Origin of the sequence: Tomitella cavernea, assembly GCF_016599145.1 — a bacterium.
GTDB lineage: Bacteria > Actinomycetota > Actinomycetes > Mycobacteriales > Mycobacteriaceae > Tomitella > Tomitella cavernae.
This window is the reverse complement of sequence record NZ_JAENKO010000062.1, coordinates 1-19,096: the sequence shown is the minus strand read 5'-3', so window position 1 is coordinate 19,096 and position 19,096 is coordinate 1. Positions and strand designations below refer to the sequence as shown.

16 protein-coding genes and 2 pseudogenes are annotated in these 19,096 nt (G+C 70.4%); 7 read left to right on the top strand and 11 right to left on the bottom strand.

Annotated elements, in window-relative coordinates:
• A partial coding sequence (locus JJ683_RS16735; protein WP_504739234.1) for an MmpA family trehalose lipid delivery protein occupies positions 1-1,005 on the top strand: 1,005 nt, incomplete at its 5' end.
• Between the two features lie 42 nt (positions 1,006-1,047).
• Here the strand turns inward: JJ683_RS16735 and JJ683_RS16730 are convergent.
• From JJ683_RS16730 to JJ683_RS16725, 3 genes are all read right to left on the bottom strand, one after another.
• Complete coding sequence (locus JJ683_RS16730; RefSeq protein ID WP_307810999.1) at positions 1,048-2,268, bottom strand: glycosyltransferase family 4 protein; 1,221 nt, start codon at positions 2,266-2,268, stop codon at positions 1,048-1,050.
• A gap of 124 nt (positions 2,269-2,392) precedes the next feature.
• Positions 2,393-3,175, bottom strand: coding sequence for a hypothetical protein (locus JJ683_RS19270; protein ID WP_242474802.1), 783 nt, complete (start codon positions 3,173-3,175; stop codon positions 2,393-2,395).
• 192 nt (positions 3,176-3,367) lie between these two features.
• Complete coding sequence (locus JJ683_RS16725; protein ID WP_200175778.1) at positions 3,368-4,093, bottom strand: hypothetical protein; 726 nt, start codon at positions 4,091-4,093, stop codon at positions 3,368-3,370.
• Positions 4,094-4,275: 182 nt separating this feature from the next.
• Between JJ683_RS16725 and JJ683_RS16720 the strand changes: the two genes are divergently transcribed.
• From JJ683_RS16720 to JJ683_RS16710, 3 genes and pseudogenes are all read left to right on the top strand, one after another.
• Complete coding sequence (locus JJ683_RS16720) at positions 4,276-5,073, top strand: class I SAM-dependent methyltransferase (protein ID WP_307810998.1); 798 nt, start codon at positions 4,276-4,278, stop codon at positions 5,071-5,073.
• 98 nt (positions 5,074-5,171) lie between these two features.
• Positions 5,172-6,170, top strand: coding sequence for a hypothetical protein (locus tag JJ683_RS16715; protein WP_200175776.1), 999 nt, complete (start codon positions 5,172-5,174; stop codon positions 6,168-6,170).
• A 32-nt stretch (positions 6,171-6,202) separates the two neighbouring features.
• A pseudogene (locus tag JJ683_RS16710) lies at positions 6,203-6,586 on the top strand (SAM-dependent methyltransferase); the annotation flags it as partial.
• Positions 6,587-6,642: 56 nt separating this feature from the next.
• Here the strand turns inward: JJ683_RS16710 and JJ683_RS16705 are convergent.
• A complete protein-coding gene (locus JJ683_RS16705; RefSeq protein WP_200175773.1) occupies positions 6,643-7,266 on the bottom strand; it encodes a hypothetical protein in 624 nt (207 codons plus the stop codon).
• Between the two features lie 250 nt (positions 7,267-7,516).
• Here JJ683_RS16705 and JJ683_RS16700 point away from each other — a divergent pair, with 250 nt between their 5' ends.
• Positions 7,517-8,971, top strand: coding sequence for an aldehyde dehydrogenase (locus JJ683_RS16700; protein ID WP_200175772.1), 1,455 nt, complete (start codon positions 7,517-7,519; stop codon positions 8,969-8,971).
• A gap of 114 nt (positions 8,972-9,085) precedes the next feature.
• Here the strand turns inward: JJ683_RS16700 and JJ683_RS16695 are convergent, their stop codons facing one another.
• Together JJ683_RS16695 and JJ683_RS16690 are read right to left on the bottom strand one after the other, a co-directional pair.
• Complete coding sequence (locus JJ683_RS16695; protein ID WP_200175771.1) at positions 9,086-10,072, bottom strand: type IV toxin-antitoxin system AbiEi family antitoxin; 987 nt, start codon at positions 10,070-10,072, stop codon at positions 9,086-9,088.
• A gap of 206 nt (positions 10,073-10,278) precedes the next feature.
• On the bottom strand, positions 10,279-10,917 hold the full coding sequence (locus JJ683_RS16690; protein WP_200175770.1) for a hypothetical protein: 639 nt from the start codon (positions 10,915-10,917) through the stop codon (positions 10,279-10,281).
• Positions 10,918-11,141: 224 nt separating this feature from the next.
• Between JJ683_RS16690 and JJ683_RS16685 the strand changes: the two genes are divergently transcribed.
• Complete coding sequence (locus JJ683_RS16685) at positions 11,142-12,347, top strand: DDE-type integrase/transposase/recombinase (RefSeq protein ID WP_200175768.1); 1,206 nt, start codon at positions 11,142-11,144, stop codon at positions 12,345-12,347.
• A 45-nt stretch (positions 12,348-12,392) separates the two neighbouring features.
• Here JJ683_RS16685 and JJ683_RS16680 read toward each other — a convergent pair whose 3' ends face one another.
• The gene (locus JJ683_RS16680; RefSeq protein WP_200175766.1) at positions 12,393-13,214 is read right to left on the bottom strand and encodes an enoyl-CoA hydratase/isomerase family protein; all 822 of its coding nucleotides are present in this window, start codon (positions 13,212-13,214) and stop codon (positions 12,393-12,395) included.
• A 245-nt stretch (positions 13,215-13,459) separates the two neighbouring features.
• Here JJ683_RS16680 and JJ683_RS16675 point away from each other — a divergent pair, with 245 nt between their 5' ends.
• Positions 13,460-14,449 (top strand): pirin family protein, encoded by a 990-nt coding sequence (locus tag JJ683_RS16675; protein ID WP_200175764.1) that lies wholly within the window; start codon positions 13,460-13,462, stop codon positions 14,447-14,449.
• A gap of 79 nt (positions 14,450-14,528) precedes the next feature.
• Here JJ683_RS16675 and JJ683_RS16670 read toward each other — a convergent pair whose 3' ends face one another.
• The 4 genes and pseudogenes from JJ683_RS16670 to JJ683_RS16655 form a co-directional block, all read right to left on the bottom strand.
• On the bottom strand, positions 14,529-16,358 hold the full coding sequence (locus tag JJ683_RS16670) for a phosphoenolpyruvate carboxykinase (GTP) (RefSeq protein WP_200175762.1): 1,830 nt from the start codon (positions 16,356-16,358) through the stop codon (positions 14,529-14,531).
• A 339-nt stretch (positions 16,359-16,697) separates the two neighbouring features.
• Entirely contained in the window at positions 16,698-17,606 is a 909-nt protein-coding gene (locus JJ683_RS16665) for an alpha/beta fold hydrolase (protein ID WP_200175760.1), read from the bottom strand.
• An 84-nt stretch (positions 17,607-17,690) separates the two neighbouring features.
• The gene (locus tag JJ683_RS16660; protein WP_200175758.1) at positions 17,691-18,056 is read right to left on the bottom strand and encodes a DUF6802 family protein; all 366 of its coding nucleotides are present in this window, start codon (positions 18,054-18,056) and stop codon (positions 17,691-17,693) included.
• 75 nt (positions 18,057-18,131) lie between these two features.
• Positions 18,132-19,096, bottom strand: a pseudogene (locus JJ683_RS16655) (hypothetical protein); the annotation flags it as partial.

Genomic DNA, 19,096 nt, shown 5'->3' with positions numbered 1-19,096 from the left:
GCGCTCCTCGCGCTGGTCGCATGCGGCGTGCGCGGAGTGTGGCGGCGGCGCGCCCACCCGGTGATCGCGGCGGTCGCAGTGCTGGCGGTGCTGGCGGTGGCGCTGCCGGCGCTCTCGGCGACCGCGCCCGGGCTCGCAGTCGCACGCTGGGCGGTGGACACCGTGCCGGGCGCGGGCCTGTTTCGCGACGCGCAGAAGTGGGTGGCGCTCGCCATGCCCGGCTACGCGCTCGCCGCAGCATTGGGGGTGCGCGCGCTCGCGCGGCTGCCGAGGCGCCTGCCGGGACTCCGCGCACGCGTCGCACAGAATCGGCGCGGGAGCCGGCGCGCGGGCGTGCTGTCGGCGCTCGGATCGGCGGGAGCGTGCGCGGGCGCCGCAGCCGTCTCGAGCGCGGTACTCATCGCGGCGCTGCCGTCGCTGGCGTGGGGGGTCGGCGACGCGCTGCGGCCCGTGCACTATCCGCCAGGCTGGGACGCGGTGCGGACGATCGTCGACGCGAAGCCCGACGACGGCGCGATGGTGACCCTCCCCGCCGGGTCCTTCCGCGCGTTCCCGTGGACCCACGGCCCCGTGCTGGACCCGGCACCCCGCTACTTCCGGACCGACGTGCTCGTCACGGGCGACCTGCTCGTCGGTGACACCACGGTGGGCGGCGAGGGAGCCCGGGCACGCGCCGCCGAACAGGCCCTGCTCGGCGGCGCGGCCCCCGCGGCGCTCGCCGAGAAGGGCGTGCGGTGGGTGCTGGTGCAGCACGGCACACCCGGCGCGTCGGGGGACAGCGCCGCCACCCTCGCCCGCGCCGAGCTCGTCTACGCGGACCCGGACGTGAGCCTCTACCGGATCCCGGGGCCCGTGCCGGATCGGGGTGCCACCGCCGCGCAGCGCGGATGGGCGTGGGCCGGGCACGCGCTGTGGTTGGCCGCCGCGGTCACGGGGGCCGCGTTGCTGTGGGGTGCCGAACTGCGGAGGCGCAGGCGCGGGCGGCGGTCCCGACGACGGGTTTGATCGCCCCGTGACGCTGCCGACTCATCAGCGCACGGACGCGTCCTACCGTTCGGCCGCCGCCCCCACGAGTCCGCTGACCCTGCCTCCGCCCGCCGCCTCCTCGAGGACCCTCAGGAACGCCGCGCCCGACCGTTCCCAGGCGAACTCCTGCACCCGGATGCGCGCCTTCTCACCCAGGTCGACGCGCAGGTTGGCGTCCCGCAGCAGCTCGGACACCGCGGCGACGAGCTCCTCGCGGTCGTCGACGAGCAGCCCTGTCGCACCGTCGAGCACCGAATCGGTGAGCCCGCGTGATCCGCGGTATCCCACTGTGGGGACCGCGTGCTGGGCCGCCTCCACGACGGCCAGCCCCCAGCCCTCCTTGCGGGACGGCATCACGTGCACCCACGACTGCGCCAGCAACCGATGCTTGCGCTCCTCGGAGACGTGCCCGTGGAAGGTGACGGCGTCGGCCACGCCCAGCTCACGGGCGTGCCGGTGCAGCGGCTCCGACCACCAGCCGTCGCCGATCACGTCGAGCCGCACGTCCGGCATCAGAGGCCGTAGACGCGCCACCGCGTACATCGCGTCCTCGATCTGCTTGTGCGGCACCAGACGTGACAGCACGACCAGGCCGGGGTGCGCCGTGCGGGTCGCGGGGCCGCCCGGGGCCACTGCGGCGGGCACCTGGTCGAGGCCCGCCCGCACCACGGCCACTCTGTCGCCGTCGACGCCGAGGGACTCCAGCTCCTCCGCGGACGGCAGTGACACCGTCAGGTACTGGCTGCGCCGATGCAGCCGCGGCGAGACCACCGACTCGAGCCACCAGCCCAGGCGGCCCAGCGCGCGCCCGGCCACCGGCCACTGCTCACGGTGGCAATGGTGGACGAGCACCGCCACCGGCGCGCCCGCGACGAGCGTCGCGAAGAAGGGGATCCCGTTCTGGGTGTCCACGACGACGTCGGGCCGCACCCCGCGCAGCGGGCCGACCCCGATACGCCCCAGCGCGATCGCCGCGAGCGCCCGCGGATACGCCGTGATCCGACCGCCGCCGCGGCTGACGCCGATGCTGCCCAGCCGCCCCCGCGCAGGCGCTCCCGCGTACCCGGCGGTGCGCAGAGTGACGCGCACCCCGCGCCGCGCGAGCTGGTCGCCGATTTGTTCGAGATACCGCTCGCTGCCGCCGCCCTGCGGGTGTCCGGAATCACGCCAGCACAACAGGAGCACCTCGCGGACCCGGCCGGGCCCCTCGGGCCGCGCAGTCGGGCCGTCGGCGCCGGTCACGGCACCAACGGCCGCCGCCCCTGGCGCAGGGTTTCCACCGGTCTCTCGCACGGACACGCATGCAGGATAACGGCTGGCCCGGCGCCGGGCCACGAGGCGCGGGCGCCGTCGCCGGAACAGCCGGTCACCCGAAGAGTTCGGCCAGGCTGCCGACGCTGCCGGTGTCGAGGCTGCCGAGCAGCTGGCCGACCACGCCGAACTCGTAGTTGACGGCCCGCAGGTAGACGGTGGCGTGCACGCTCGGATCCGTGGTGCCGGCCCCGTTCTCGCCGTCCTCAGCCCCCGTGCCGCTGCCCGGCACTGTGCCGCCGCTGATGCAAGTGCCCAGGGCCGTGTAGGCGCCGTCGCCGAGCGCGTACTCGACCGTGTTCTGCGCGCCCGGATCCACACGTGTCGCCGCATCGGGATCGACCGGGGACACCTTGCTGGCCGTGTCGTCGTCGGCGAGCGGATCGTCCTCCGTCGCCTGCGTGTCCGCGAGCGCCGCAGCGGGTGCGGCGCCGTCGCCCGTGCCGGCATCTCCGGTCCCCGTGCCGGCATCTCCGGTCCCCGTGCCGGCATCTCCGGTCCCCGTGTCCCCCGTGCCGGCGTCCCCCGTGCCCGTGCCCGTGTCCCCCTCGCTCTGCTGCTTGCGCTCGATGAACCCCTGGATGATCTCCTTGACCTTCGAGTCCAGCTCGCCCATATACACGTACGGGCCGTAGCAGGTGGTGTTCACCGGGCCGGTCGGCGGCGCGAACGTCACGCCGGTGTTCGCACCGGACGCGGCCGCCGTCAACTCTGCGGTGTCCAGGCGCATCTGGATGTCGGGGAGCTTTTCCGCTATCGACGCGGATGCGATACCGGGCCCCGCCGCGAGCACCGCCGCTCCCACCGCACCGACACTGGCAGCACGTCGCAACCTCATCCGTTCGGACTCCTCACCGCGGGCGTCCGCCCGCACCACTGCTTCATCGACCAGACGAACGCTATGAACCAGGCCGACAGGACGACAAGCCCGACTGTGACAGCTCACCGGTTCGGAGTTCAGCAGTCACGACATGGCGGCGGCCCGGCCGATGATCTCGGCCGGGCCGCCGCGGGCGCAATCGCGCCGTCACTAGCTGCCGCTGAGGCTCCCGAACAGGCTGCCGAGGCTCCCGCCGCCGGTGTTGTCGCCGCCGGTGTTGGTATCCGCGCTGTAGCCGATGGTGAGGATGTAGAGGTCCGCATCGGTGATCGTCGTCACGGCGTCGTCGCCTTCGCCGGTGGTTTCGCCGGTGAAGCATTCACCGATCGCGGTGTACTTATCGTCCGCGTCCAGCGTGTAGGTGAAGGTGTTAGAACCATCCGAGTACGTCATCCCGTCGGGCAAGTCGACGTCGGATATCATCCCGTTGAGCGGCGCGTTGACAACGCTGAACATTGAGCTGAGGAGCATGTCGAGCTTCGACTCGTCGCCTTGGGCCATATAGTTGAGCAAGGAAGTGTATAACCCGGCGCTTTCGAGCGCGGACTTGAGTCCGTCCGGCAGCACGGCGGTGAACTGCCCGGGATCGACGCCGGTGTCATCGCCGGAGATCGCCGTATCGCTGATCTGGTCGATCTGCTGCTCGGTGAGCTGCCCCTGGAGAACGATCGGCCCCATACAGGTCTCGCCGTTGGAAGGCGTACCCGGCGCGAAGGTCACCTTGGTTGTCGCCCCCGTATTCGTCGCGGTCAGCTCACTCACGTTCACATTGACGTCGACGGTCGGCGCATCCGCCGCGTTCGCCACCGCAGGCGCTGCCACCATCGCCGCGGCTGCGGCCGCCGCGATGCCCGCTCCCATTCGCAATGTCTTCATGTACGTCCTCCTCGTTCGATCCGCGCCCGCCGCGCTGATGCGAGCGACCGTTCGAAGCTACGTTAATTCACATCAGTTGCATATCCTGTCTTCGTATGTCAGCCGCACGGATGACGGCTGCACCGGCACCGGCAGCGATCACCACGCAGCAGCCCACGGCCCCTCCCCACTACCCTCGACCCGTGCCCCGCTTCCCCCTGCGCACACGCGCCTCCGCCGCCTCAGCCCGCTTCGCCCGCCGCGCCACGCTGCGGCGGTCGGCGCGCCTGCTCGGCGCGTTCCGCTTCGAACAATCCGACCCCGACAGCTTCTACGGCCCCCTCGCGCAGGACTCCGCCCGGATGGTCGACGACCTCTACCACCGCGCCGCCGGCCACGGGCTCGACGGCCGCACGGTGCTCGACGTGGGCGGCGGGCCGGGCTACTTCGCCGACGCCTTCCACGCTGTCGGCGCCCGCTACGTGCCCGTCGAGCCGGACCCGTCGGAGATGCACGCCCGCGACATCGACCTGACAGGAGTGGCCATCCGCGGCTCGGGCACCGCCCTGCCGGTACGCGACGGCGCCGTCGACGTCTGCTTCTCCTCCAACGTCGCCGAGCATGTGAGCCAGCCGTGGGTGATGGCCGACGAGATGCTCCGCGTGACCAGGCCCGGCGGCATCGTCGTACTGTCCTACACGCTCTGGTGGGGGCCGTTCGGCGGCCACGAAACGGGGATGTGGCACTACGTGCTCGGCGGAGAGGGCGCGGCACGGCGCTACCGCCGGCGCCACGGGCACGAGCCCAAGAACCGCTTCGGCGCCTCACTGTTCGCCGTGCACTGCCGCGACGGTCTCGCGTGGGCCCGCTCCGCGCCGTCGGGCGAACTGCTCGCCACATTCCCCCGCTACCACCCCCGCTGGGCCTGGTGGCTCGTACGTGTACCGATTCTGCGCGAATTGCTCGTGAGCAACCTCGTACTAGTACTGCGCAAGCACTGACCGGATCCGCAGTACGTCAATCAATTGATCGAAAATATTCATTGTGGCTAGCACAATCTGACCGAACGCATTAGTCTCCTCCTGGATTCACTCAAAGGATGGAGATCGGAATGCGTTTGACCCGCGTTGCCGAGCGGGCTCTGCCGCTCGCCGCCGCTGCAATGTGCGGCCTCGCGATCACACTGCCCGCCACAGCCGCAGCGGCGCCCGGGGGCATCGAGGGCGGCGGCCCCGCTTCCGTCGAGGACGGAGTTGAGGAGCCGTTCGAGCCCGGTACCAACATCGAGGAAATACTGAACAACCTCACCTTTGCGGCAGTGGCGGACTCGGCGATGCTGACGGTGAAGACCACAGGGACCATTACGCGGGTCCACGTCGGCGCGCCGACCGACAGCGACCCGACGGACAACCTCGGCCCATTCTGCTTCACGCCTCAGGTGTACTCCGGCCTACCCACGATTGATGCGGACGATGCGATGCGGGTCACGACAGCATATCTTGAACCGACCACAACCCCCGCCGATGTATTGCTTGCCGATGCCGGCGCACTGGTGTATCCGTCCCGTATCACTCCCGATCTCGGACGGTTGATATCGTATTCTCAGAATGCCAACCTGGGCATGCTGCCCTCCGGGACCTACACCGCTGCAGTCTTCTGCATCGAGGACAGAACTGCCCCCGGAGACTACACAGCCACGGCGTATACGCGAACGTTCGACGTCGTCGACCTGTCCGCAGCCTACGTCCCCGGCACACAGGTCGTCGTGACAGTGTCCGGCCTGAAGCCCGACCGGGAATACTCGGTGGCCGGGCACTCCACCGTGTTCTGCGAGAGCACCGCGACATCGGACAGCACCGGAACCCTCAGCTTCTCGTGCACGCTCCCTGAGGATCTCGAGCCCGGAATCCACCATTTCACCGTCGACGAACTCGACGGCACCGAAGCCGCCTCGATCGAGTTCGCAGTGGACCCCGAGGGCACGAACACCTCAGGCGCGATCGACGGAATAGCCGACGCCGAATCGGCCCCACCTGCGTCGCCCGGCCCGTTCGCGTCACTGGATGTCTTCGGCAGCCTCGGAATCACCGGCAGCTGAACACCCACGGTGGCGGCCCGGATCCACATACCGGGCCGCCGCCGTTCGTCGACGCCTTCGGCACGGTCGGGGCCTGATACGTGCCCGTCGAGCCGGACCCGCCGGAGATGCACGCGCCGGACATCGACCTGGCCGGGGTGGCGATCCACGGCTCGGGCACTGCCATACCGGCACGCAACGGCGCGGCGCGGCGCTACCGCCGGATCCATAGGCACGAACCCAAGAACCGCTTCGGCACCTCACTGTTCGCCGTGCACTGCCGCGACGGGCTCGCGTGGGCCCGCTCCGCGCCGTCGGGCGAACTGCTCGCCGCATTCCCCCGCTACCACCCCCGCTGGGCCTGGCGGCTCGTACACGTACCGATTCTGCGCGAACTGCTCGTGAGCAACCTCGTACTGGCACTACGCAAGCACTGACCGGATCCGCATGGCGCCGTCCGGGGCGGTTCCGCGGAACCGCCCCGGACGGGCCGTCACAGCCCGCCGACGACGGCGTTGAAGTCGGCGACCGCCTGCTCCACCGGGGCGAGGAGCGCCGAAACGTCGACGACGGCATGCAGGTTGAGCGCACCGGCGATGTCGCAGAGCGAACCGGTGCCGATCGTCTGCGCGCCGGCGCCCGGATCGTCGATCGCGCGCACCCAGCCGGTCGCGGTGCCGACGCCCGATGCCGCGTCCGACCAGCACGCCCCGACCGCCATGTACTGCCCGCCGCCCAACGCGTAGGGGGCGTCGTGCGTGGTGCCAGGGCGCAACACGTACAGGTGCGCCGGAATGGGCCCGCCGGCGGGAGATACCACTACGCCGAGCTGCGTCAGGTCCGTCCCGCCGGACTCCAGGTACTGCTGCACCCTGGCATGGTGCACCTCTCCGGTGAACACGATCGGGCCCATGCACACGGTGCTCGGGCCGCCGGGCGGGACGTGGAAGGCGACGGCCGTGACCGCGCCCGCCGGGGCCGCGGTGAGCGCAGGTCCATTCAGCACCGTGTTCACGCTTCTGGGCGCCGCCGATGCCGCCGCCGGCACTGCCACCGCCCATGCCGCGGCACCGACCGCGGCCACTGCCGCCGCCTTGGTGGTCTTTCTCGTGGTCATCGTTCTCCACTCCTCTCCGGCCACCCGCGCGCACCGGTGCGGGACAGTCCCCGATTCGCGCGGCAGGCATGGTGCGAGCATGTGACGCGCACCGTAGGAAACGGCGCTCACAGAGCGCTCACAGATGGAGAAGGCCCTGTTCAGCACGCACCTCTAGCCAGAGTCTGTAACACGTTCTACCCTGTGTGACAGGGCTCTCCCCGACCCGCGAGTCCGGGGCCGCAACGCACTGCACACACAAGGAGAACGGATGACCGACTACGACACCCTGTTCATCGGCGGAAAGTGGGTGGCCCCCCACGGCTCGGAGCGTATCGACGTCACCTCCCCCGCCACCCTCGAGCACGTCGGCAGCGTGCCCGCCGCCGGCAACGCCGACGTCGACGCCGCCGTTGCCGCGGCCCGCACGATGGTGGACGACGGCGCCTGGGGACGCACCTCGCCCGCCGAGCGCGCCGCGATCCTCACCAAGGCCGCCGAGCTGATCACCGAACGCAAGGACGCGCTCATCGCTCTCACGTCGTCGGAGATGGGCGCCACGCACGCCGGCGTCGACATGATGCAGATCACCCCGTCTCTGGCCACCTTGAGCGCCTATGCGGCCCTGGCGGAGACGTTCCCCTGGGAGGAGACCCGCCACGGGATGTTCGGCGAGTCCCGCGTGATCCGCGAGCCCGTCGGCGTCGTCGCCGCCGTCACCGCGTGGAACGTGCCGATCTTCCTCGCCGTCAACAAGCTGGCGCCCGCGATCATGGCCGGCTGCGCGGTGGTGCTCAAGCCGGCGCCGGACGCTCCGTTGTCCACCAACGCCATCGCCGAGATCTTCGCCGACGCCGGACTGCCCGAGGGCGTGCTGTCGGTTGTTCAGGGCGGCGCCGCGACCGGCGAGTACCTGGTCAACCACCCGGATGTGGACAAGGTGACCTTCACCGGATCCACCGCGGTGGGGCGCAAGATCGGGCAGAGCGCGGCCGACCAGCTCAAGCGCTGCTCGCTGGAGCTCGGCGGCAAGTCGGCCGCCATCGTGCTCGAGGACGCCGACCTGGCCGCGTCGGCCCCCATGCTGGCGATGAGCGGGCTGATGAACTCCGGTCAGGCGTGCGTGGCGCAGACCCGCGTCCTGGCCCCGCGCTCGCGGTACGACGAAGTGGTCGAGGCGCTCAAGGGCATCGTCGAGGCGATGATGAAGGTGGGCGACCCCACCGACCCGGCCACACAGATCGGGCCCGTGATCAACAAGACCCAGCGCGACAAGATCGAGGGCTACATCGCCAAGGGCAAGGCCGAGGGGGCGCGCGTGGTGCTCGGCGGGGAGCGCCCAGAGGGCCTGGGCGACGGGTACTACGTGGCGCCCACGATCTTCGCCGACGTCGACAACACGATGACGATCGCCCGCGAGGAGATCTTCGGGCCCGTCCTGTCGGTGATCCCCTACGACACCGAGGACGACGCCGTGGCCATCGCCAACGACTCCGACTACGGCCTGGCCGGCTCGGTGTGGACCACCGACGTCGACCATGGCCTCGAGGTGGCGCGCAAGATCCGCACCGGCACCTACGGCATCAACTGGTACGCCTTCGACCCGGGCTCGCCGTTCGGCGGGTACAAGAGCTCCGGCATCGGCCGCGAATGCGGGCCTGAGGGTATCGACGCGTTCTGCGAGATCAAGTCGGTACTCATGCCCGCCGGCTACACCAGCGCCTGATCCGTGCGGGCGGCGCTCTGCACGCCGACCGTATGCGGAAACCGCCGGATTCCTGCATGATCCGGCGGTTTCCGCATACGTGCACCCGGCCGGCGAACGAGATGGGCCGGCAGGTCACCAGGCGGCACCGACCCGCGCGAACATGCTGTCGATATACCCCAACAGGGTCGCCTGCATGGCGAGCAGGCGCTTGTCCACGCGCAGCACATCCCAGCCGATGTCGCGATACTCCGCATACCGCGCGATATCCGATGAGTGCTTGTCCTCCGAGCGCCGGTGCCAGTCGCCGTCGTACTCGATGCCCGCCTTCCACTGCGGCCACGCGAGGTCGATGCGGGCATGCAGCTGCCCGTACTCGTTGAGGACCGGAAACTGCGTGCACGGCCGGGGGTACCCGCGCCTGATGAGCAGCAATCTCAAGCGGGTCTCGGGTGGCGAAGCCGCACCGCCGTCGACAAGGGGCAGGACCGCGCGCAGCCTGTCGCGGCCCGCCGCCCGTGGATGGGCCCCTGCCACGTCCAGGATCGCGGCGGGTTCAATGCGGGTGGCGTTGCACAAAGCGTCGAGCATGATCAGCCGACGCAGGAAGTCCTCGTCGGAGTAAGCATCCCAGCGGCTGCCCACCGACGCCGGGTGCCGCGCCAGGTCGAACCCGGTGCGCGCCGGCGTCGTCACGCTCATGCCTCGGACTGCAACGACCTCGTGCGCGGGAAGATCGGCGGTCCACACCGTGATCCCCGGTGTGCGGCGAGTGCTACCGGAGCGCGGTCGGATGAGCACCGGCGGCTCAGGGTCGAAGTACTCATAGGCGCCCCACTCGTGCTCGCGATAGCGGTACGGCGCTGTAGCCGGTGCTGGGCGGTCCCGTCGCCGGCGCTCGTCAAGGTATTTGGCACCGAGTACCGCGGCGGCCGACCGCCCGCCGAGCACGCCCCGCCCCCGGCCGTACAGCCACGCGGCCTCGGCCATGATGCGCGCCGTTCTCTGTGTGCCCGGCTCGGCGTACACCCCGCGGAGCAGCCGCACCTGATGCTCGCGAAGCCGCCGATCGCTCAGCCCGCTTCCGGCCCGCGCGCGGACCCTCCCCCTGCTCTCCCCCATGCGTCCTATGCTGCCGGACCGTCCGTCCGCTGCCCGCTGCCGCCCCGGAACTTAGCATCCCGACTCCGCCACCGTATGCGGAAACCGTCGGGATCGGGCCGGACCCGGCGGTTTCCGCATACGGATCGGCGCAGATGCCCGGACGTGCAGAAAACTCTGCCCCGCACCTTGCGGGTGCGGGGCAGAGTTGCGGCTGAGCGACCAGGTCAGCTGCCGGTGCCGGCCCCCAGCAGCCCGGTGAGCAGTCCGTCGGAGCTCAGGGCGGACAGGGCGTCGCCGGACTCGAGCAGCAGGCTGCCGAAGTTCAGCGCGGGCTCAATGCTGCCGATGCCGTTGGGCACGATCAGCGGGCGGACGGTGATGTCGTCACCGAGGTTGGCCAGCAACGCGCCGGGGCCGCCGGTGACCAGATCCTTGATCGCGTGAAGGCTGAGCTCGGAGCAGCCGCCCACGAGAACGTAGACGCCGTTCGCGGGGGTCCACTCGGTCACGGACGGGTTGGGCAAGATCTCCGTGCCGAAGACTGTGACGTGCGACGCGATCTCGCCGTACTGCACATGATCGCCATTGACGAGCAGATCCGCGATCGTGCCGTAGTCTCCCGCCTGATATGCGACGAGCAACTGCAGTGCGGTCTCACCGCTCACCAGCACCGGCATGCACGCGGTGATCCCACTCGTATTCTCATCCGTCGTCGTCACGGTGACGTCGTTGCCGTCCTGCTCGACGGCGATCGTAGGCGCGTCCGCCATCGCCACCGCGGGTGCGGCCAGTGCGGCCCCGCCAGCCATCGTCGCGGCCGCGACCACGCCGATTCCGAGCTTCTTGAGCTTCCCGATCCTCATCCGTTACCCCTGCCGTCGGACTGCCGCGAGCCCCCGACAGGTCGCGTCGCAGTGATATTCGTTACCGCTTCGCGGATATCATCGCCCATGAAATCGGTTTCGGCAAGCGGGCGCGTTGACTCATCAAAAATGCCCGCGTAGGCCCCTTCGTTGCCTCACCTGAGAATGCCCGCGTAGCGGCGTGTCGCCACTCGTCGGGACCGGGGTCGTCGTAGGCCTTGCAGATGGGGCTGACCATGACTGAGCGCAAGTCTGTGACCAAGGCGATCGCCACCCGCTACAAGCGGGCCGGCAAGACCGACAAGACCGCGATTCTCGACGAGCTGTGCGCCACGACCGGGTGGAACCGGGATCACGCCCGCCGAGCACTTCGCGAGGCGCTGACACCGCGGATCGTGCGGCCACGCACACCACGGCCGCCGAAGTACGGTCCGAAAGTCATTGCCGCACTGGTGTTCTGTTGGGCAGTGCTCGGTATGCCGGTCGGTAAGCGACTCGCCCCGATGCTGCCGGAACTGGTGCTGGTGCTCCGAGAGTTCGGCGAGTTGGACATCGACGATCAGACCGCGGCGTTGCTGTCCGGCATGTCCGCGGCGACCATCGACCGGCGCCTGGCCACCGAACGCCACAGACACCAGCTCAAAGGGCGGTCGCATACCAAGCCCGGTTCCTTGCTCAAGTCGCAGATCCCGATCCACACCTGGGCGCAGTGGGACGACGCCGTGCCCGGGTTCGTCGAGATCGACCTGGTCGGCCACGAGGGCGGCAACGCCGTCGGAGATCACGCCTACACGCTGACGGTCACCGATATCACGACCGGCTGGACCGAGAACCGCTCGGTGCGCAATAAGGCTCGCAAGTGGGTGATCGCCGCGCTTGACGAGATCGCGCAGATCATGCCGTTCCCGCTGCTCGGGGTCGATTCGGACAACGGATCGGAGTTCATCAATCACCACCTGCTGGCCTGGTGCGCCGAGCGTGAGATCACCTTCACCCGGTCGCGGCCGGGTAACTCCAACGACGGCGCCCACGTCGAGCAGAAGAACTGGACGATCGTCCGCACGATCGTCGGGTATCTACGCTACGACACCGAGGCAGAACTGGTGTTGCTCAATAGGATCTGGGTATTGCAGTCGAAGTTGACGAACTACTTCTATCCGCAGCAGAAGCTCATCTCGAAGGTCCGGGACGGTGCCAAGGTGAGCAAACGCTACGACACCGCCACGACCCCGCACCGTCGCGCGATCGGCCACGAGTCCGTGTCCGACGAGACACGCCGATTCCTCGAGACGACCCACGCGTCGATCAACCCGGCAGCAGTCCAACGCGAGATCCAGGCAGTGACCAGCGAGCTGATCACCCTCGCAACCAGCAAGCAGACCCCGTCGACCAAGGCCCCGGCAACGACTCCCGCCACGCGGGCATCTTGACATGAGGCAACAGGGCGAGTCGGTCGGTCCGAAACGCCTTCAGGGTCAGCCCTGGAACTTGGGCGAGCGCTTCGCCAGGAACGCTGCAACGCCCTCGCGGCCGTCGGGGGATCCGGCGCTGACGCCGATCGCGGTCGCCTCGGCGAAGAGCTGGGAGCGCAGGTCACGCTGCTCGCCGTCGCGCACGAGCTTTTTGAGACGGCCGAACGACGCCGTGGGCCCGCCGGCCAGCTGGGCGGCGAGGCGCGACGCCTCACCGACCACTTCGTCGTCGTCCACCACCCGGCTGACCACGCCCATGGACAGCGCATCGGTGGCCCGCAGGACGGATCCGGTCATCGCCAGGTCCATGAAGCGGACACGCCCCATGGTGCGCGGCAGCGTCCAGCTCATGCCACCGTCCGGGGTGAGCCCCACTGCCAGGTAGGCGGGGCGGAGTTTGGCTGAACGGCCGCACACCACCACGTCGCCGATGCCCGCCAGGCTCATGCCCGCCCCGCCGACACCGCCGTGCAGGCCGATCACCACCGGCACGTCGAGTTCCGAGAGCAGGGCCACCGACTCGTGCAGCCGGGTGGCCAGCGCGTCGAGGAACGGCCCCGGCTCGTCGGCCGCCCCGAACTCCTCGAGGTCGCCGCCTACGCAGAAGTGCTTGCCCGCCCCGAGGAGCAGTACCGCGCCAGTCTCGTCGTCGACCTGGCGTACCGCCTCGGCCAGCGCGTCGGCCAACGGGAAGTCGATGGCGTTGCCGTTGCCGGGCCGGTTGAGGGTGATGGCGAGGACCCGCCCCTCACGCTCGACCAGCACGGGCGGCGCGGAGGCTTCCCCCTCGGCGGGGTGCTCGGTGGTCTCGGTGCTGTCTGCCATCGTCTGCGGCCTCTCAGTTCTTCGCTCAGGTCTGTCGAGTCTGCCTGCGTCGTCGCCGACCGGTTCCGGGGCGCGCCGCGCGAAGGCATCGCCCTCCAGTGCAGCATTTCATCCTCGTGGCGGCGAACCGCCATCCCGCCCGGGAATAGCGCCGATGCTCACACGTTGTAGCGAACAGCAGGTAGTTGCGTAATCAACTACATTGGGGCAGGCGCACACGCCGGCCCGCGACCCGAGGAGCCACCATGCCCGCCATCACCGTCGACAACGTCCTCACTCTGCCCCGCGTCCGCGAGATCCCCGACGACACCGCCCCCGGCAACGCCCCGCGCCCCGTGCTGGGCGTGGCCACCGCACCCCAGGGGCACGAGGGCGAGGGTTTCCCCGTCCGGCGCGCGTTCGCCGGCGTGGACCAGCGCTTCCTTGACCCGTTCATCCACATGGACCAGATGGGCGAGGTGAACTATGCCCCCGGCGAGCCCAAGGGCACCGACTGGCACCCGCACCGCGGCTTCGAGACCGTCACCTACATGATCGACGGGGTCTTCGACCATCAGGACTCCAACGGCGGGGGCGGCAGCATCACCAACGGCGACACCCAGTGGATGACGGCGGGCGGCGGCATCCTGCACATCGAGCGCCCGCCGGAGCACCTCGTCGTCTCGGGCGGCCTGTTCCACGGCGTCCAGCTGTGGGTGAACCTGCCGCGGGAGAACAAGCGGGCGCACCCCCGCTACCAGGACATCGGCTCCGAGCACGTCACGCTGCTGTCGACGCCCGACGGCGGCGCGCTGCTGCGCCTGATCGCCGGCGACCTGGACGGCCACGCGGGCCCCGGCAGCACCTACACCCCCATCACCCTCATCCACGCCACCATCGCGCCGGGCGCGGAGGTCAAGCTGCCGTGGGACACGCGGTTCAACGCGCTCGCCTACGTGCTCGCCGGCGACGGCTCGGCGGGCTCGGATGGAGCGGGCGGCGGCAGCCATCCCGTCACCACCGGGCAGCTGGCCGTGTTCGGCGAGGGCGACCACGTGACGCTGCGCGCCGCCGAGACACAGGATTCACGGACGGAGGCGCTCGAGGTGTTCATCCTGGGCGGCGAGCCCATCCGCGAGCCCATCGCGATGTACGGGCCGTTCGTGATGAACACCAAGGCCGAGGTGCTCGAGGCGTTCGAGGACTTCCAGGCCGGCCGGCTCGGCTCGATCCCCGCCGCGTACGAGCGGCGCTGACCGGCGCGGCCCGTACGACGAAGGCCGGCCCCGGGCGGATGCGATTCCGTCCGGGGCCGGCCTTCATGGTCTGCGGGACTCAGCCCAGCCGCTGCTTGAGCGCCTCCAGCTCGTCACGCACCGATGAGGGCACATCGCCGAGCTTGTCGAACCACTCCTCGATCAGCGGGATCTCGCCCTTCCACTCGTCCACGTCCACCTTGAGCGACGCGTCTACGTCGCCCATGTCCGCGTCGAGTCCCTCCAGGTGGAGCTGCTCGGCGGTGGGTACGTACCCGATGGCGGTCTTCTCGGCGTCGGCCTTGCCCTCGATGCGCTCGATGATCCACTTGAGCACCCGCGAGTTCTCGCCGAAGCCGGGCCACAGGAACCTCTTGTCGTCGCCGCGACGGAACCAGTTGACGTAGAAGATCTCCGGCAGCTTGGCCGCGTCCGCCTGCTTGCCCACGTTCGCCCAGTGCGCCAGGTAGTCGTTGGCGCTGTAGCCGATGAACGGCAGCATCGCCATCGGGTCGCGGCGCACGTTGCCGACCTTGCCCTCGGCGGCGGCGGTCTGCTCGGACGAGAGCGTGGCGCCCATGAAGGTGCCGTGCTGCCAGTCGAACGACTGAGTCACCAGCGGCACGGTGTCCTTGCGGCGGCCGCCGAAAAGGATCGCGGAGATCGGCACGCCCTGCGGATCGTCCCACTCCGGCGCGAGGATCGGGCACTGCGACATGGGCGTGCAGTACCGCGAGTTCGGGTGGGCCGCCTTCTCGCCCGACTCCGGCGTCCAGTCGTTGCCGTGCCAGTCGGTGAGGTGCGCGGGCTTGTCGCCGCCGATGCCCTCCCACCAGATGTCGCCGTCATCGGTGCGCGCGACGTTGGTGTAGATGGTGTTGCCGCCCTCGACCGTCTTCATGGCGTTGGGGTTGGAGGCCATGCTGGTGCCCGGCGCGACGCCGAAGAACCCGGCCTCCGGGTTGACCGCGTACAGGCGCCCGTCCTCGCCGAAGCGCAGCCAGGCGATGTCGTCGCCCAGGGTCTCCGCGCGCCAGCCGGGGATGGTGGGCTCGATCATCGCCAGGTTGGTCTTGCCGCAGGCGCTGGGGAAGGCGGCCACCACGTAGTAGGCCTTGTTCTCCGGGGAGATGAGTTTGAGGATGAGCATGTGCTCGGCCAGCCAGCCCTCGTCGTGGGCCATGGCGGAGGCGATGCGCAGCGCGTAGCACTTCTTGCCCAGCAGCGCGTTGCCGCCGTAGCCGGAGCCGTAGCTCCAGATCTCACGGGACTCCGGGAAGTGCGTGATGTACTTGGTCTCGTTGCACGGCCAGGGCACGTCGGCCTGGCCGGCCTCCAGCGGCGCCCCCACCGAGTGCAGGCCCTTGACGTACTCGCCGTCGGTGCCGATCTTATCCAGCGCGGCCTGGCCCATGCGGGTCATGATGCGCATGGACACCACCACGTACGGCGAGTCGGTGATCTCGATACCCAGCTTGGGCTTGTCCGCACCGAGCGGGCCCATGCAGAACGGCACGACGTACATGGTGCGTCCACGCATGCTGCCCGCGTAGAGGCCGCGCATCAGCGTGCGCATCTCCTCCGGCTCCATCCAGTTGTTCGTGGGGCCGGCGCCCTCCTCCGTCTGCGTGCAGATGAAGGTGCGGGACTCCACCCGTGCGACGTCGGCGGGGTCCGACAGCGCGAGGAAGGAGTTGGGCTTCTTCTCGTCATTCAGCTTGGTGAACGTCCCGGCGTCGACCAGCTGTGCGGTGAGGCGCTCCCACTCCTCGTCGGAGCCGTCGGCGAAGACGACCCGGTCCGGCTGCGTGAGCTCGGCAACCTCGGTCACCCAGGCGAGCATCTCGGCGTGCCGGGTGGGCGGGTTGTCGTCCGCTGAGTTCAAACCTGGAATCGTCGCTGCGGTCATCAGCCTCTCCTGGAGTGGGGCCGGAGCCTCGCCCGCGCCCGCCGGGTACGCCGAGGCCGGGAATCCCGGCCGGTCGGTGCAATTCAGGTGGCGCGAACTCGGCTGCGCCCCGTCGGTTGGGGTGCTACCCGAATGCTCGTCTGCCGCGTGCCACCGCCCCCTCCCCAGGGGCCGCCGGCACGTGGCCCGAGGGACACGGGCGCCGGGAGTCCTGACACGAGGTTAACGCCGTTCGCAAATATTCTCCGAATCGGGTCCCGCACCGGACCGCGGCGGCGCGGAACCGGCCGCCGGCGACACGCATCGCCGCAGTTCGGCAGGCCCGCCTCCGCGCCGCGGCTACGGGCGGTCCCAGTCCGCGAGCACGCGGGCGAGGATCTCCTCCGCCACGCCCATCCCGCCCAGGTGGCTCTCACCATGCAGCAGGGTCATGTCCGCCCGCGGCAGCATCCGCACGCAGTGCTCGCCGTGGGTCTCCGGCACGATGTGGTCGGCGTCGCCGTGGTACCAGTGCACCGGCTTGTCCACGTCGGCCAGGCGGAAGTCCCATTCCTTGGAGAACAGCATGATGTCCGAGAACGGCGCCGAGAACTGCTTGCGGCTGCCGTTGAGCAGGTCGTCGATGAACATCGCCTTGAACTCCGGGCGCGCCAGCAGGTTGCGGTCGCCTTCCGGCGAGAGGAACCCGTAGGCGTCGATGATCTGCGATGCGAACGGTTTGACCACGCGCACCAGCGAGGTCAGCGCGATACCGATGGGCACCCGGCCCAGCGAGACCAGCGGCGCCACCATGGCGCCGAACCCGACGAGCCCGCCGTCCACCGCGTCCTCGCCCCGTGTGGGCGCCACGCCGCCGAGCACCGCGCACGAGCGGACCCTGTCCGGCAGGTAGCGTGCCGCGGCCAGCGTGTACGGCCCGCCCCCGGACAGGCCCACCACGGACATCTCGTCCAGGCCCAGGTTGTCGGCGACGACGGCCAGGTCGTCGGTGAACTCGTGGAACGATGTGTACACATGCGCCGTGGACGATCCGATGCCAGGGCGGTCGATGCCGATGATGCGGACGTTCTCCCGCGCCGCGAACTCGCGGGCCTCCACGGGGACCTGCCGTCGGCTGCCGGGCGTGCCGTGCAGCCACACCACGGGGCGCGCGTGCGGCACGCCGAACTCCGAAAAACTCAGCACGCGGTCACGCTCCGGCCCCACAAGAACCTTGCCCTCGAGCCGGGGGCTGGTGATATCGGTCATGCATACATGATGCCGCGCGCGTGTATGCCCACGCAGCCCGGGACCCGGCCACCGCGGGCGGCCCACGCGCCGCGGGATGCGTGCTCACCCCGAGACGCGCCGCCAATGCCAGGTCCCGTCAGGGTCCTGCCGGTCCTGCCACGACACGGCGTGCCCCTCGCCGTCGAAGACGGTCTCGTAGTCGGTGTGGCCGTCCCCGTCCAGGTCGTAGGAGACGGTGATCTGCTCGCCGTCGTGGACGATCATCGTCTCCAGCACGCCGTCGCCGTCCATGTCCACCGCGGTGATGGTGTCGAACGGCAGAGGCTCGTGCGCCAGCACGTCCCCCGCGCCCGCCGCCCCGCCCTCGGCGGCGGGCCACGTCGAGATCCCGTCGGCGTCGGAATGCGCCGCGGCGAACTCCTCGCCCCCGTCCATCCCGTCCTCGGGCAGATCATTGCCCAGCCACATCGCGTGCTCCTCTCCCCTGGAACCGTTGGTTCCCCGGTTCCCCTGGATCCCCTGGTTCCCCTGGATCCCCTGGCTTCACCGGCTCCCCCGGCGCGCCGCGCCCCTCGCGTGCCCGGCTGCCACGGTACTTCCCCTGCCGGCGCCCTGCGCGCGGTCATCCACAGGGACCGGGAGCCGGCCGTGCACCCGGGCCAGGCGGCCGTCGATGTCCGCCAGCCGCTCGTCCACCTCGCGGGTCTCGCGCGCATGCGCCTCGCCCGCCGCACGCGCCGCCGCGGACTCGGCGTCCAGGACCCGGTGCGCGACGTGCTGCTCCCAGCCCGCCCGGAACTCGGCGATCGTCTCGTTGGCCCACTGCCGTGTCCGTGCCCGCGCGCCCAGGTGCGCACGTGCACGGACGATCCACCATGCGACGAGCCCGCCCAGGACCAGCGTCACCGGCCAGGCGAGCGCCGCCCACGGCCCGTCGCCCACCAGTCCGCCCGCCAGGGGGCCCGCCGTCACGAGCCGGCCGATCCCCAGCCCGCCCGACGCGCCCATGAGGATCATCAGCCGGTCCTCCGTGGCACGGCGGCGGCGCCCCGGCGGCGCGGGCAGCAACGGCCGGGGCGCCGCGGCGGGCGAGTCGGGGGCGGCAGGAGAGCCGGGAGCAGCCGGGGAGGCCGGCACGGCGGCGGCGATGCGCTGCTCGACCAGGGCCGCGAACTCGTCGCCCATCGCCGCCAGCCGGCGCCCCAGCACGGACGGGTAGCCGCCCACCTGGTCCCGGTCCGCCACGTCCAGCTCTTCGCGCACGTCCGCGGCGGCCTTACGGCTGCGGGCGGCGACCTCGTGCCCCAGCTCCACCCGCGCACGCGAGAGCCCCGTGCGCAGGGTCGCCATCCGTGCGGGAAGGCTTTCGGTGGTCCGCAGCTCCGCCCTGCGCGCGGCCAGCGTGCGCCGGTGCCTGCGCAGCGAGGAAGATTCCCGACGCGCCGCCGCCCCGGCGCGCTCCGCGATGCGGTGGCGGCGGGCGCTGTCCGCCGCGGCCCGGTCGGCCG